General features: G+C 53.4%; 14 protein-coding genes. 10 read left to right on the top strand and 4 right to left on the bottom strand.

Features of this window, described 5'->3' with window-relative positions; all coding sequences use genetic code 11:
- The 8 genes from CJO09_RS08070 to CJO09_RS08035 all read left to right on the top strand — a co-directional run bounded on the left by CJO09_RS08070 (position 1) and on the right by CJO09_RS08035 (position 9,265).
- A complete protein-coding gene (locus tag CJO09_RS08070) occupies positions 1-1,023 on the top strand; it encodes an ABC transporter permease (RefSeq protein WP_119441890.1) in 1,023 nt (340 codons plus the stop codon).
- 66 nt (positions 1,024-1,089) lie between these two features.
- Positions 1,090-2,928, top strand: a complete 1,839-nt coding sequence (locus CJO09_RS08065; RefSeq protein ID WP_119441889.1) for a PEP-utilizing enzyme — start codon at positions 1,090-1,092, stop codon at positions 2,926-2,928.
- The gene (locus tag CJO09_RS08060; RefSeq protein WP_119441888.1) at positions 2,928-4,016 is read left to right on the top strand and encodes a PEP/pyruvate-binding domain-containing protein; all 1,089 of its coding nucleotides are present in this window, start codon (positions 2,928-2,930) and stop codon (positions 4,014-4,016) included. Before CJO09_RS08065 ends, CJO09_RS08060 begins: the two co-directional genes overlap by 1 nt.
- Before the next feature lie 5 nt (positions 4,017-4,021).
- Positions 4,022-4,909: an FAD binding domain-containing protein gene (locus CJO09_RS08055; RefSeq protein WP_119441887.1), complete on the top strand. Its 888-nt coding sequence runs from the start codon at positions 4,022-4,024 to the stop codon at positions 4,907-4,909.
- Between the two features lie 21 nt (positions 4,910-4,930).
- A complete protein-coding gene (locus CJO09_RS08050) occupies positions 4,931-5,629 on the top strand; it encodes an SRPBCC family protein (RefSeq protein ID WP_119441886.1) in 699 nt (232 codons plus the stop codon).
- 3 nt (positions 5,630-5,632) lie between these two features.
- Entirely contained in the window at positions 5,633-6,127 is a 495-nt protein-coding gene (locus CJO09_RS08045; RefSeq protein WP_119441885.1) for a (2Fe-2S)-binding protein, read from the top strand.
- A gap of 7 nt (positions 6,128-6,134) precedes the next feature.
- Positions 6,135-8,561, top strand: a complete 2,427-nt coding sequence (locus CJO09_RS08040; RefSeq protein WP_119441884.1) for a xanthine dehydrogenase family protein molybdopterin-binding subunit — start codon at positions 6,135-6,137, stop codon at positions 8,559-8,561.
- A 14-nt stretch (positions 8,562-8,575) separates the two neighbouring features.
- The gene (locus tag CJO09_RS08035; RefSeq protein WP_245961265.1) at positions 8,576-9,265 is read left to right on the top strand and encodes an HD domain-containing protein; all 690 of its coding nucleotides are present in this window, start codon (positions 8,576-8,578) and stop codon (positions 9,263-9,265) included.
- Between the two features lie 94 nt (positions 9,266-9,359).
- Here the strand turns inward: CJO09_RS08035 and CJO09_RS08030 are convergent, their stop codons facing one another.
- Positions 9,360-10,541: an acetyl-CoA C-acyltransferase gene (locus tag CJO09_RS08030; RefSeq protein ID WP_119441882.1), complete on the bottom strand. Its 1,182-nt coding sequence runs from the start codon at positions 10,539-10,541 to the stop codon at positions 9,360-9,362.
- Positions 10,542-10,686: 145 nt separating this feature from the next.
- Between CJO09_RS08030 and CJO09_RS08025 the strand changes: the two genes are divergently transcribed.
- Positions 10,687-11,769, top strand: a complete 1,083-nt coding sequence (locus CJO09_RS08025) for an MBL fold metallo-hydrolase (protein ID WP_119441881.1) — start codon at positions 10,687-10,689, stop codon at positions 11,767-11,769.
- Here CJO09_RS08025 and CJO09_RS08020 read toward each other — a convergent pair.
- Positions 11,766-12,392, bottom strand: a complete 627-nt coding sequence (locus CJO09_RS08020; RefSeq protein WP_114419118.1) for a LysE family translocator — start codon at positions 12,390-12,392, stop codon at positions 11,766-11,768. The two genes, CJO09_RS08025 and CJO09_RS08020, sit on opposite strands and share 4 nt — an antisense overlap.
- A gap of 59 nt (positions 12,393-12,451) precedes the next feature.
- Here CJO09_RS08020 and CJO09_RS08015 point away from each other — a divergent pair, with 59 nt between their 5' ends.
- On the top strand, positions 12,452-13,651 hold the full coding sequence (locus CJO09_RS08015) for a trans-sulfuration enzyme family protein (protein ID WP_119441880.1): 1,200 nt from the start codon (positions 12,452-12,454) through the stop codon (positions 13,649-13,651).
- Here CJO09_RS08015 and CJO09_RS08010 read toward each other — a convergent pair.
- Positions 13,630-14,262: a thiol:disulfide interchange protein DsbA/DsbL gene (locus CJO09_RS08010; protein ID WP_342772188.1), complete on the bottom strand. Its 633-nt coding sequence runs from the start codon at positions 14,260-14,262 to the stop codon at positions 13,630-13,632. The genes CJO09_RS08015 and CJO09_RS08010 overlap by 22 nt on opposite strands.
- 34 nt (positions 14,263-14,296) lie before the next feature.
- On the bottom strand, positions 14,297-15,022 hold the full coding sequence (locus CJO09_RS08005) for an SPOR domain-containing protein (protein WP_119441879.1): 726 nt from the start codon (positions 15,020-15,022) through the stop codon (positions 14,297-14,299).
- Between the last annotated feature and the right edge of the window lie 4 nt (positions 15,023-15,026).

Genomic DNA, 15,026 nt, shown 5'->3' with positions numbered 1-15,026 from the left:
ATGAGTGGGGTTTCAACACAAACACAGGTCGCTCCGGCTTCGCAGGGTGTGAGCTGGCGCAGTATTGCTGCATCAATAGGCATGATGCCACTACTGCTGCTGGCGCTAATCGTTTTGTTCGGCTTGCTGGAGCCGCGGTTCGTATCCGAGGCCAATTTGTTTAACCTAACGCGGCAATCTACATACTTAATTATTGTTTGCGTTGCCCAGTTTTTGATACTGATTACAGGCGGAATCGACTTGTCGGTTGGCAGTAACGTCGCATTAGTCAGTGTGGTAACCGCAACCGTAATGAAATATATGCTGGGCATCGACCCGGAGGCCGTCAGCTGGGCCGTAACAGTTGCCATTGTGTCGGGTGTGCTAACAGGCGCCGGCGTTGGGTTGTTCAACGGCCTGGGGGTTGCCCTGTTTCGGGTAACACCGTTTGTGATGACATTGGGCAGTTTGTCTATTGCATCTGGGTTGGCGCTGTATATATCTGGTGGGTACAGTATTTCAGGCCTGCCGGAACAGTTTGGCAATGTGCTGGCTTACGACTCGGTTTATGGCATACCCGTACCGATTCTTTATGCTGCAGTTATTGTTGTTCTAACGTACGTCCTTCTAAGTTGGACGCGATTCGGCCGTTATTTTTACGCCATTGGCAGCAATTTTAAGGCGGCGCGGTTGTCTGGTGTTAGAACGTCGCTTAATCAGGTATTTGCGTATGTTGTCGCCGGCACAATTGTGGGCATTGGGGGGGTATTGCTAACTGCGCGCACTGAAAGTGGCGAGGCGACCCTGGGTGGAACCGATTTGATTCTGAACTCGATTGCAGCATGCTTGATCGCAGGCGTTTCGTTAACGGGCGGGCGCGGGTTACTGCGTAACGTGGTGATGGGTGCAATTTTTATTACCGCCCTATCCAACGGAATGAACCTGCTTCGTGTAAACAGTTATCTACAAACCATCATTATTGGCGCCGTTCTAGTTATTGCAATTGCAGTTGACCAAATGCGCGACAGCAACCGAAATCGTTAAGTTTTGAAAGCCAGGGGGTTATTTACGTCCTGCATGGCTAAAGCATTGAAAAGGAGTGACTAAAAAATGAGTACTGCAGAAAAAAAGAAATCTTTTCCAAGCCCCTTTGAACTTCCAACGCCTGAAGGGGCGGAAGGTTGGGAAGAGCTGTATCCCTATTATTGCTTGGTAAGCCCCGAACGTCAGGAGCTGGAGGAAGGCAAGTTCTGGTTTTTTGATGGTATGCACAACCCGGAACCACTGTACCCGTTCGACACCATCATGACGGAAAACTGGTGGGTCGCATTAAGCCAAATGACGAATCGGGTATGGGCTTTTCCGCCGGCTATTGGTGTAGACCAACGTGTCATTAATGGGTATCTGTATGTCGCGCCAAATATTTGTGATGACCCAGTTAAAGTGGCTGAGCGTCAAGTGTATTTCACGCGTCGCGCCGGTCATTACTATGAAAATTGGGATGAGATTTTCGATAACTGGAAAGTAAAGGCAAAAGACTGCATTGACCGATTAAAAGCAATTGAATTTACACCATTGCCCGAGTATGAAAAAGAAGAGTACGTTACCGGACACCGTGGGCTTTACTCAAGCCATGACTTGCTGTGTAAATACAACCGCTTAATTGAAAACATGCTTGAAATGGGCTCTTACCATTTCGAAATGTTGAACCTGGGCTACGGCGCTTATCTGACTTTCCGGGAATATTGCCAAAGCGCCTTCCCCGGCATTGCCGACCAGACAGTAACAGACATGGTAAGCGGGATCGACATTGTTTTGTTCCGTCCTGATGATGAGTTACGTCGCTTAGCCAAACTGGCTGTAGAGTTGGGTGTTGACAAGGTTATTACAGATAACACCAGCCCCGATAAAACCGTTGAGTTATTGAAGAAAACGAAAGAGGGTCAGCAGTGGGTCCAGTCGCTTGAAGACTCCAAGGACCCTTGGTTCTGGTATTCAACGGGTGTGGGCTACTGCCATGCAGATCCGGTTTGGATGACGGATATGCGTTTGCCATTTACCGCATTGCGAGGTTACATCGAGGCCGTGCGCCGGGGCGAGAAAGTAGACCGTCCGTTGGATGAAATTCTAGAGAAACGCGCACGGGTAACTGCCGAGTATCGTGAACTTCTACCCACAGAAGAGGATCGTGAGTCGTTCGATGGTCTGGTGAACTTGGCTCGCAAGGTGTTCCCCTTTGTTGAAGATCATAATTTCTATGTCGAGCATTGGCATCACTCCATATTTTGGCAAAAGGTTCGTGAACTTGGCGACTTGTTTGTGAGCAGTGGTTTCTTTGCAGATCGTGAAGATATTTTCTATCTGCATCGCCATGAAGTAAGTGATGCGCTATACGACCTGTTGATTGGTTGGGCCACTGGCACGCAACCGCGGGGTGAGGTTTATTGGAAGCCGGTTGTTGAGCGCCGTAAGGCTAAGCGTGATGCATTGGCCAAATGGGCTCCCCCACCTGCATTAGGTACTCCGCCGAAGTCTATTACCGAGCCGCTAACAATTATGTTGTTTGGTATTACTCAGGAGACCGTGGAAGAGTGGCTCAGCGTTGGCCAAGACTCATCGAATATTCTGAAAGGGGTAGCTGCATCGCCCGGCAAAGTTACGGGCCGTGCGCGCGTTATTACAGATCCCGAGCAGCTTTACGAAATTCAGAAGGGTGAAATTTTAATTTGTCGTATTACCGCACCAAGCTGGGCGCCCGTATTCCCAATGATTAGCGCGGCCGTTTCTGATGTGGGGGGCATGATGGCCCATACCGCGATTATTTCTCGCGAATATGGTTTACCGGCTGTTGTGGGTACAGGCTTTGCCTCGTCTACCTTTAAAACGGGCGATCTTGTTGAAGTAGATGGCAACTTCGGTACTGTAAAGCGTCTTGAGGAGGCCGTTTGATGTCTGATGTAAAACCCAACATTCTTTGGCTGGACGATCCGGCGGCAAAAGATAACCCATTGCTGGGCGGTAAGTTTTCCAGTCTTGCAACTTCAATGGCTGCCGGCTATTCCGTTCCACCTGGGTTCGGCATTACGACTCAGGCGTTTCGTGAATTTGTTAAAGGCGCTGGGCTGGAGGATGAAATCAGTCGTGTCAGAAAGATTGCAACCGAGATCGAACCTGCGCAACTGAAAGTTGAAACAGCTAAATTAATTGATCAGATCATGACGGCGCCGATGCCTCAAGATCTTCACGATCAAATTGCGCAGGCGTATGAAAAACTTGAAGAGCGCACAGGCGTGATTGACGTGCCTGTTGCCGTGCGGTCTAGCGGCGAGTCGGAAGACCTGGCCGGCGCAAGTTTTGCCGGGCAGTACGAAACATTCTTGTGGGTGTCCGATGTTAAGAACGTTATTCGATACACGCGACAATGTTGGGCCGGCATGTTCAGCGATACCGTACTGACTTACCGCCATGAAGGTAAGCAGGTTGCTGCGCTTTCTGATTTCGCGATTTGTGTTGGCATTCAGCAAATGGTTCAGGCCCGAGCCGCCGGGGTCATGTTCACTTTAGACCCCATTACCGGCGATCGCTCAAAAATTGTCATCGAATCTTGCTGGGGATTAGGTGAGGGGGTTGTGAAAGGTGACGTTACGCCAACGCAGTTTAAAGTCGACAAAGTGACGTTGCAATTGCTGAAAAGGGAGCCACACACGCAAACGCACGAATATCGGTTTGACCCGCAAACCGGGGAAGTGGGCTTTTGCGAAATCGAGACCGAGCGCCAGGATGCCATTTGTCTGCCCGACGAAACCGTTATCGAGTTGGCAAAGTTCGCCAAACAAGTCGAGAAAGACCGGGGTGCGCCCCAGGACATTGAGTGGGCAGTAGACGATAGGTTGCAAATCCGGGTTCTGCAGGTACGCCCTGAAACCGTTTGGAGCAGCAAGCCTGCCCAGCCGATTACGCGTGTGAAGTCACCGGTTGATTATGTGCTTAAACGCATGACCGGTGGCCAAAGCCTGATTGAGTCAGGGAGAGAGTAAGCGGTATGAAAGCCCCTGATTTTATTTATCACAGGGCTTCTTCTGTGCAAGAAGCAGTTCAGCTATTGGATGAGTACGACGGAAACGCTCGAATCCTCGCAGGCGGTCAAAGCTTAATTCCAATGCTGAACATGCGCCTTTGGCGCCCCTCTGCTTTGATTGATATTAATCGTATTGAAGGCCTGGATGCGGTTAACGCGCAAGGGCATGAAACGGTGTTAGGTGCGCGTGTTCGTTACAACGTTATCGAGCATTCGGCGTTAATTGCACAACGTTTGCCGCTTTTGACCAACATGATTCGTTATGTAGGTGACCGCCAGGTTCGCCATCGCGGCACCGTTGGGGGTAGTCTGGTTCAAGGCGACCCAACCGGTGAAATGCCTCTGGCCGCGTTAACGCTTGGCGCAAAAGTGAAGGTTGTCAGTGTTAAAGGCGAACGGGAAATTCCGTTGACGTCATTTTATGAGGGTTCCTACGCTACTGTGCTGGAACCGAATGAAATGGTGGTTTCAGTCATCTATCCAAAGCATCCGCCTTTCTATGCGTTTTGTGAGATGAACCGCCGACATAACGATTTTGCCGTTGTGTCTGTGGCGGTAGCGGGTGAAATTGATGAGCAAGGACACTGGCAGGACGTACGTATTGGTATGGGCGGTGTTAATGAGTCGCCTATGCTGGCAACCGACGCAGCCAGTCTTCTGAATGGCTCGCGGATGACCGATGAGGATATTGCTCAGGCGGCGCAGCTGGCGTGTACGCAAGCCGATCCGCCCGATGATATTCGTGCGTCTGGCGAATACCGGCTACACCTTTTGAACGCTTATGTACGAAAAGCGTTAGGCAATTTGCGTCGCGAAGCGTCAAGTGCGTTTTCCAAAAGTCCGGTTAATTGAATGAAAGATTGAGAGTTTTAGATGAAATTCAAACAGGAATTTACGGTAGCCGAGCGCTTGCCGATAGTGTGGGCGTTCTTTCAGAAAGCCGATGAGGTAGCCCAATGTATGCCGGGCATTGACAACATTCAAGTGCTGGATCCCGATCAACTTTCTGTTCGCATGACTCAAAAAGTAGGTCCAATTTCAGCCAGTTTTGACACCAACGTTCGTATTACCGAACGTCAGGCGCCTGCGCTTATTCAATTTACGCTAATAGGTAAAGCGGTGCGGGGTGCTGTGGGTAATTTTCGGGCTACGAATACCGTTACTTTGCATGAGAAGGCGGATCAAACGCACGTTGTAGTAGAGGGCGAAGCAGCTTTGGCCGGCGCTCTTGGTAGCGTTGGTCAACGTATTATCGCGAAACAAGCCGAAAAGTTAACGGCTCAGTTCGCTGAAAATCTCGCTCGGGTATTGTCAGGTAATGAGGCAGGTGCAAAGCCGAATGTTTCCGCTGGCCATATATCGAGCCAGCCAGGTGCGGTGGCAGGTAACGCTACCGGACAAGTTGCAGTTGCCGCAAAAGAGGCAGCCAACATTAACAGGGCACACGCTCAAAGTGGCGAGCCTGCCCCGGTTCGCTTTGATGATCCCTGGAACAAAATAGCTGCATCATTCAGCGTGGCTACTTTTATTGTGTCGCTATTTGTTCTTTACCATGTGGTAAGCCAAGGATAGGTCATGGTTCAAGAATCAAACGTTGTTGAAATACAAGTTCGGCTTAACGATACAGAGATAGTCGAGCCGGCCCCGGTTCGCATGCATGCGGCGGACTTCTTGCGCCAACGCTGTGGTGCAACAGGCGTGCATATTGGTTGCGAGCAAGGCGTGTGCGGGATGTGCACCATAATGGTTAACGGTGAGGCAGTGAAGTCTTGTTTGATGCTGGCCGTGCAACTTGATGAGTGCGAGGTGCAAACAGTTGAGTCGCTTGCTCAGGGCGATGAACTAAATGAGGTACAGCGCGCGTTCCGTGAGAACCATGGATTGCAGTGCGGTTTTTGTACGCCTGGTTTTTTGATGTTGGCAACACACCTAAAACAAAGTGGTCGACGTTTTTCAATGGCGCAGCTGCGTGATGAAGTAAGTGGTGTGATGTGCCGCTGTACCGGTTACGAGGGGCCGGTGCGTGCGATTGCCCAGTATCTTGGCGAGCAGATGGTAGGTGAGGAGTAAAGGGACTATGCTGGATCGCGTTAATTACGAACTGCAGCAAACCAATGCAGAGCCAGACGAAGCCCTGCAGCAATTGTCGAGCCGGGAAAAACAAATTGGCAAGCAGGTTCTGCGTGTTGAGGATTTAAGGCTTGTGCGCGGTGACGGGTGCTTTGTTGATGACGAAAAGCCTGCGCGACAGTTGGAAATGGCAGTGGCCCGTTGTCCATTTCCGCACGCACGGATCTTGTCCATTGATATTTCAGAGGCATTATTGTTGCCCGGGGTAAAGCATATTTTGTGCCCGCAAGATATTGTTGAGCAGTCGGAACCCTTAACTGTTTTAAGGCCTGTTCCGGGTGCCCCCGCCCTTCCTTATTACGCACTGGCGCAGGAGCGCGCCTTGCATGAAGGACAGCCAATTGTGAGTGTTGCGGCCACCAGCCGGGCGATTGCAGAGGATGCAATTGAACTCATTAATATTGAATACGAACCGTTGCCATGCATTACAGATACCGCCCGAACTATTGAGCCCGACGCGCCTGTACTGCATCCAGAATGTTTGAAAAGCAACATTCTGGCCGAGAATGTTGACCAGGCTGGTGAGGCATTCCAAAAGTTTGATAGTGCTGAAATTACGATAGAAGACACCTTTCGCGTTAACCGGGTAACACCGTTGCCAATGGAGACACGGGGCATACTTGTTAACTGGCGTCCAGGTGCGCGTCGGCTTACGCTGCGAATGTCAACCCAAACGCCCCATCTCGTTCGCAAACAACTCGCTGAAATTCTTCGTATGGAAGAAAGTTGTATTGACGTTACAGCGTCCGACGTGGGCGGTGGCTTTGGTATGAAGTTGGGTGCATACCCCGAAGATGTATTAGCGTCATTGCATGCAATGGCCGTTCGTCAACCCGTAAAGTGGATCGAGGATCGGTTGGAGCATTTTCGTTCCGCAACACATGGCCGCGAGTCTCTTCACAATTATAGAATTGGTGCGACCAAAGACGGAAAGTTTGTGTCGTTGGTAGACGACTACGTTACTGACTTAGGCGGGTGGAATTCGTCGTTTGGCTCATCACAACTTTCCAGTGTGACGTTCACAGGCCCCTACAAGGTAACGGATGCTTATGTTCGGCGGCGTGTTGCAATAACAAACAAAACACCCGTGGGCGCCTATCGTGGATATGGTCAGCCGGAGGTTAATTTTGCGCGAGAGGTACTGGTAGACCGTTTGGCGCGCAAGCTAAAAATAAATCCGGTTGAACTGCGTCGCAAAAATTTGCTGCAACCATCAGACTTGCCCTGGAAAACGCCAAGTGGCGCGGTTTATGACAGTGGAGATTATCCGCTCAGTCTTGATATGGCGGTAAAAGCAATCAACTACGATGCCCACGGCAAGCAGGCACCTAACATTCGCGCAGACGGACGCCGGGTTGGCGTAGGTTTCTCTGTGTTTATCGAGCGAACTGGTTACGCCAGTGCCCGTTTTCTAATGAAACGGGGCTCTAAATTTGGCGCGCATGAAAGCGTTACTTTACGCGCGAATCGCTCGGGATATATCGATTTGTACACCGGGGTCTCTTCTATTGGGCAAAGTGCTGAAACTGCCATGATCCAGGTATGTGCGGATGTGCTTAATGTGGATATTGATCGTATCCGTGTGCACGCAGGCGATACGGCCTCGACCCCATTGAACACAGGTGCTTTTGCGTCACGAACGATGATTGCGGCGGCCGGTGCAATTAAAGAGGCGGGCGAGGTGTTTCGAGACAAGACACTTAGAATTGCCGCCGCAGCGCTAGAGTGCCCGGCCTCGGAGCTCATGATTGAAGGGTCGCTAGTTAGACATCGGCAAGATGCGCAGCGATGCGTACCACTGTCTAATGTGTTCAACCGCGCCATTGTTGGGCAAGGTATTCCGGCTGATGAAAGCCCGGGTCTGGATGCGACGGCGCATTACGAACCACCGGAAGCCGCGTTTGCTTTTGGTACAGCGGCAGCGCAGGTAGCGGTTGATCCGGTTACGGGCGAGTATGAAATTGAGCGGTTTATTCTGGTTCATGATTGTGGCACGGTTGTAAACCCAATGCTGGTAGAAGGCCAGGTTCGTGGGGCGTTAATGCAAGGGTTCGGTGCGGCATTAAGCGAGGAACTTCGCTATGACGATGAAACGGGGCAGCTGTTGAATGGAACTATGATGGATTATTTCGCTCCAACCTCTGCAGATGCGCCACCAGTTGAACTTCTGCACACGGAAATTCCTTCCCCTGTAACGCCGTTTGGTGTGCGAGGCGTGGGTGAGGTGGGAACGATTGCACCGGCTGCAGCGGTAACAAATGCTATTTGTGATGCGTTGGCCGAGTTTAATGTTGAAATTTCAGCGTTGCCGCTTACGCCGGAAGCCGTGTGGCGTGCGATGCATTCGCCCCAATTTGAACAAACAACATCTTGAAGGACACCTCGAGTATGGAATCCCCGACAGTGATGTCAGCATCCCTTGAAGATCAATTCAGGGGGCGTTTTTACGACTCTACGCTTTCCAAGCTGGAACTGGCTGCAATCGACTGGCTTGATGGTTTTTATCAACTTGAGCATTTGCTGTCGACCCGGGCATGGACTATTCGGTTGGTACCAGGCGGTGCTTCGCCCGAATTGAAATTCGCGGCGTTAGTGCATGATGCCGAGCGATTTTTCCCGGGCGGGCCGTCGGGTACACCTGATACAGCGTTCGATGATCCTGATTATTTATTTGCGCACTCAATTCGTTCGGCCGATATTGTCGAGGCTTGGTTGCGTGAACAGCCCGACGTACCCGAGTCGTTTATTCGGCGTGTACGAGCGTTGGTAATGCGGCATGAAATTGGGGGCAACACAGAAGAGGATATCTTGCAGGCGGCCGATTCTTTGTCTTGGTTCGACACCCTGGATTGGCTTGCCTACGAGTGGGCCTTTAGCGGAAAACTTCCGTACGAGAAAGTATATGCGAAGCTGGATTGGATGTTAACGCGCATTCGTCCGACCATTGCAATGGAAAATGCGCTCGGAATTTATCGCGACGCTATGGCCTCTCTTGAGGGGCGTAACGCAGTTGCTGAAATGGACTTAAAAGATCGACGTCGAATTGCCGGTAGCAAGAAGGTGTTATTGGGTCTTTAGTAGTAGATATTTGAAGGGAGCCCTACAGACGCGAGCGGTGCTCGCGTCTGTTTTACTTTGCCCCTACATTAATCGGGTCAGGGTGGCGCTGTTGTTAAACCATCTCGAACGCCATGGCCACTGCTTCGCCGCCACCAATACATAGCGATGCAACACCACGCTTGCCGCCGGTTTTGCGCAGCGCCCCAATAAGCGTGGCCACCAGGCGTGCGCCTGAGGCCCCAATGGGGTGGCCTAACGCGGTGGCACCGCCGTGAATATTCACTTTATTGTGATCAAGGCTTAATTCTTTCATGGCGGCCATGGTGACAACGGCAAATGCTTCGTTAATTTCAAATAAATCCACATCTTTGGTTTCCCATCCCGCTTTGGCCAATAGTTTCTGCATGGCGCTGACGGGCGCGGTGGTGAACCACTCAGGTTCGTGTGAGTGCTGGGTGTGCGCAATAATGCGGGCAATGGGGGTGGCGCCCAGTTTTTTCGCTGTCGATTCGCGCATAAGGACCATAGCGGCTGCACCATCGGAAATCGAGGATGAGTTGGCAGCGGTAACGGTACCGTCTTTACGGAAGGCCGGCTTTAACGTGGGGATTTTCTCGGGCATGGCTTTCATGGGGGCTTCGTCGGTGTCTACGACGGTATCGCCTTTACGGCCCGCAATGGTAACGGGTGCGATTTCCCATTTGAAGCTGCCGTCTTCGGTGGCTTGACGGGCACGACGCAACGACTCCAGTGAGAAAGCGTCTTGTTCTTCACGTGTGAAGGAGTATTTGTCGGCGCAACTTTCGGCAAAAACACCCATGGCGGTGCCACGCTGGTAGGCGTCTTCCAGGCCGTCAAGCGCCATGTGGTCGTACACGGTGGAGTGGCCATAGCGGTAACCTTGGCGGCCGCGTAAAAGCAGGTAGGGGGCGTTGCTCATGCTTTCCTGGCCGCCCGCCACCACAACGTCGGCGCTGCCCGCAAGCAAAAGGTCGTGTCCGAACATGGCGGCTTTGAGGCCGGAGCCGCATACTTTATGAATGGTGGTACAGCCGACACTTTGGGGTAGCCCCGCGCCCAGCGCCGCCTGACGAGCCGGGGCCTGGCCCTGGCCGGCCTGAAGCACGTTACCCATAATGACTTCATTAACAGCCTTATTATCAATACCGGCGCGTTGCAGCGCCGCTTTAATGGCTACGGACCCCAGCTCGTGTGCGGCCAGGCCGGAAAGGCTGCCCATCATGCCGCCCATGGGGGTGCGGGCGACGGAAACAAGGACGATGGGATCGGACATGAGAAACTCCTATGCTGCAATGCAAACAAAACATCATTTATAGGCTATTCTAGCGAAATTCGCAAAATTTTAATGTGACAGCGTTATGGCCTAAACTGGGGGTTGCCTGGGTAGGAACCAGGCGTTGTACCGGAGAAGCCGCGATATGAACCCGAATGAATTAAAACTGCACTACCCGCTGGGTAAAACCATGCCTGAACCCGGCCATGCCATGAACATTGCCGATGGCGTGCGCTGGATACGTATGCCCTTGCCTTTTGCGCTGGATCACATCAATTTGTGGTTGCTGCGCGACCGCATCGACGGGCGCGAAGGCTGGACGATCGTCGATTGCGGGGTGTCACGTGAGCCCGTTAAGGCGTTGTGGGAAGAGCTGTTTAAAAATGCACTAGACGACCTGCCCGTTTTACGCGTGTTGGTAACCCATATGCATCCCGACCATGTGGGGTTGGCGCACTGGTTGTGCGAGCGCTGGGACGTTCCGCTTTGGATGAGCATGACCGACTTCGCCATTGCTCGCCTGTGGTCACGGCAGCCGCCTTCGGCACAAGGCGATGGCGGCAGTGGCGGAGGAACCGGAGGACATGTGGCGCTGCGTCATTTTATGCGCCATGGCCTTTCCGATCCGGAAACCCAGGACAAGATTCGCGAACGGGGCCGCTATTACCCCAGTTTGGTGCCCGACATGCCGGAGTCCTTCCACCGCATCATGAATGGCGACCACATTAATGTGGGCGGTCGGGAATGGGAAGTGATTGTGGGTTATGGCCATGCGCCCGAGCATGTGTCGCTTTACAGTGAAACCCAGCAAATCCTGATTTCGGGCGATATGGTGTTGCCGCGCATTTCCACAAACGTGAGTGTGTTCGACTTCGAGCCCGATTCCAATCCCCTACCGTTGTATTTGAATTCACTGCGAGATTTCGACCACTTGCCGGCCGATACCTTGGTGCTGCCCTCTCATGGCCGCCCGTTTACCGGGTTGCACGAACGTATTGCCCAGCAATTGGCGCACCATGCCGAGCGCCTTGAAGAGGTTTTGCAGGCCTGTTCCAAGCCGACAACGGCCGGTGAAATTGTGCCGCTGATGTTTCAGCGGGAATTGGACGCGCACCAGCTGACATTTGCCATGGGTGAGGCCTTGGCGCATTTGCATGCGCTATGGTACGAAGGCAAGCTAAAGCGTGAAGTGGGTGCCGACGACCTGATTCGCTTTGTGCGTGTTTAGCGCTCCGACAGCAGCAGTCGCAGCGCCAAACCGGCAAAAACCAATGCCGACAACCGGTTGATCAAGCGCTGGGTAAAGGCCGACTTTTGCAGGTGGGCGCTGAAAAAGCCCGAAAACAGGGCGATTGCGCTGAACACCAAAAAGGCGGCCAGCATAAAGAGTGCGCCCAGGCTAATGGTTTGCAGGGCAACCGAACCGCGCATCGGAGAGGTGAACTGCGGCAGGAAGGCCAGGAAAAAGAGCGACACCTTTGGGTTGGTTAGGTTCATAATGATGCCGCGCCGGTACAGCGCCCAGTGCGACAAGGCCGGGGGGCGGGTTTCCGGGGCGGTACTGACCGGTGCGCGAAATGCGCCCCAGGCCAGGTATAGCAGGTAGGCTGCACCGGCCAGCTTCAGCACCAAAAAGGCGGTTTCCGACGCGGCAAACACCGCTGCCAGCCCGACGGCGACGGCCACCGTGTGGCCAATCAGGCCCGTGCACAGGCCCAGGACAACCGCCATGCCGGCATTTTTACCCCACATGGCCGACTGCATTAAAACAAACAGGTTGTCGGGGCCGGGGCTGAGCGCCAGCAAAACGGCAATGCCGAAAAACGACAGGGCAACATCAACAGTAAGCATGACGGGGTGAAATCTGTGGTAGCGTTTAAACCCGTTGATCTTAATTCATTTTAGAGACTATGGCTGACCTGAAATCGTCGCGTTTGGAAACCCGGCTTATGCATGCGGGTATGGCACCATTCAACCCTGAAACCCGTTCCGCGCCGGTTGCTTTGCCCTCAATGCGAACCAGTACGGTGCGTTTTGCCGATCTGGCTGCACTTGATCAGGCACGCCGGCGTCAATTGCAAGGCGAACGTGGCGTAACGTATGGTCGAGCGGGTATGGACACCCATGCGGCCCTGGAAGACGTCGTGTGCTGCCTTGAAAACGCGCAGCGGGGCTTTCTGGCCCCTTCGGGGTTGTCGGCCATTACTTTGGCCATGCTGGCGCTGCTGAATGCAGAAGACCATGTACTGATTGCCGATTGCGCTTACGGCCCGGTTCGGTATCTTGATAAAACCGTGCTGCAACGAATGGGTATTTCAACCACTTACGCGCGCGCCACACCCGGCGACTTGAAGCCGCTGGTGCGTGAAAACACCCGCATGCTTTATATCGAATCACCGGGTTCGTTGTTGTTTGAAATGCTGGATATTCCCGCCCTGGCGCAGTTTGCACGTGATCATAACCTGCTGTTGGTCACCGATAATACCTGGGGGTCGGGGTATGCTTATCGCCCGCTTGATCTGGGTGCGGATGTATCGGTGATTGCCGGGACCAAGTACATTGGCGGCCATTCGGATTTAATGCTGGGCGCGGTGGTGGCCAATGACGACGAAATCATTCAGGCCTTGAATGTGAATCACTATGCCATGGGTTATTCGGTGAGCGCCGACGACGCCTGGCTGGCTTTGCGCGGTGCACGCACTTTGCCGATTCGGCTGCGCGAACATGCGCAAAATGCCTTGCGTATTTGCGCGCATTTGGCGGATTGGTCGCAAACAGTGCAAATCTATCATCCCGCCTGGCCTCAGGACGCGGGTCATGCATTGTGGCAGCGTGATTGCACCGGCTCGAATGGGATGCTGGCGGTGGAGTTGGCCATCACCGAAGCGCAGTCCCGGCGTTTTGTCGACGCGTTAACGCTGTTCGGTATCGGCTTTTCGTGGGGGGGCTTTGAAAGCCTGGTGCAATGGGTGGAGTTGCCGGCGCTGAAAGTGCATAGCTATTGGCCGGGGCGCTCCAACCCGATTGTGCGTTTGCATATCGGGCTGGAAGACCCCGCCGACTTAATCGCCGACCTGGATCAGGCGCTTTATTGTGCGCTTAAAACCTGATCAACCAGTTTCTGGGCTTGGGTAATGGTGCCCTGGTAACTGCCTGTCATGCTGGGTGAGGTGACGTATTTGCCGCCGATAGCCAGTGTGGGAGTGCCTTGAACATCGTATGCTTGTTCCAGTTCTTTGGCGCGTGCCACTTTTGACGTTACGCCAAAAGAGCGGGCGGCGGCACGGTAGTCGTCGGGTTTCACGCCTTGCGTTTCAATCCAGTCGGCAATCGCGGTCTCAGTAAAAATCCGCTTGCGTTCATCGTGAATGGCATCAAAAACCTTGGGGTGCAAATCAAGGCGGCCCAGAGCTTCAAGCGCGTAATACAAGCGCTGCAAGTCTTCCATGCTGGCGTTGAATGCAACCGGAACCTGGCGCACGACAACGGTGTCGGGCAAATCTTTTTTCCATTCGGCTACCATGGGTTCGATGGTGGCGCAATGCGGGCATGAATACGCGAAGAACTCCAGTACTTCAACTTTTCCCGGTGTGTCGGTGGGTTGAGGCTGGGCCAGTGTTTCGTATGTGCTTTGGGCCTGCGTCGATAACGGCAAGAGGGCGGCAAGCCCCAGTGCGGCCATGGATAAGGTTTTGGAAAGAAAAGCGTGAACAGACATCATGAGTACAGTCCTTTATAACTTTATTATCAGAAAATCAGGGGCGAACAACAGAAGATTCAATCTGGGCTTTTGACAACTCGGCGCGCGCCTGGTTCATTTCGTCAATTCCTTTGAACGGCCCGAGCCTGACCCGATAAAGCGTTGCGCCATTAACTTGGGCGCTTTGTATTTGGGTGGGTTGCCCCATAAGAATAATGCGTGCACGCATGGCTTCGGCGTCGGTTTCGGAGCGGAACGCGCCTGCCTGCAGATAATAGGTGGTTTGGGTACCGGGCGGTGCTGGGCGGGAGGCTGATGATGCACTTTGGGCGGGTGACGCTTGATTGGCGCCACCGGCTGACGAAGGCGCGCGTGCCGGGCTTGCTGCCTCGCGCGGGGTTTGGGTTTCGCTGCCGTTATTGCCTGACTGCGTGGGTGCGCCCAGGGTGGCAAGTAGTGCGCCGATATCGTCGGTAAGGCTGGGATTCTCTTCCGAACCGGGTAGGGCTTGGGGGGGTGTGATGGCGTCGCGGTTGGCAATGCCACCGGCGCCGCCATCGCCCATGAGTGCCCGATTCGGGTCGGGCGCATCACGCACATCGGGCAGCAGCACGTTGGGTGCGCTGCGACTGGCTTTGTCGGCAAACGGCATGGGCACCTGGGTGACGAAATACGCCACTGCTGCGGCGATAGCCAGCCCCAGAATCAGGCCGAATAACAGCGTGAAAAGCGTTCCGCCGGATCGGGAAGAGGACGATGTTTTTCGTTGCTTGGTAGCCATAATT

Source organism: Neopusillimonas maritima (genome assembly GCF_003576595.1).
Classification (GTDB): Bacteria; Pseudomonadota; Gammaproteobacteria; order Burkholderiales; family Burkholderiaceae_B; genus Neopusillimonas; species Neopusillimonas maritima.
The sequence above is the reverse complement of the archived record's forward strand: the minus strand, read 5'-3'. Positions and strand labels throughout refer to the sequence as shown.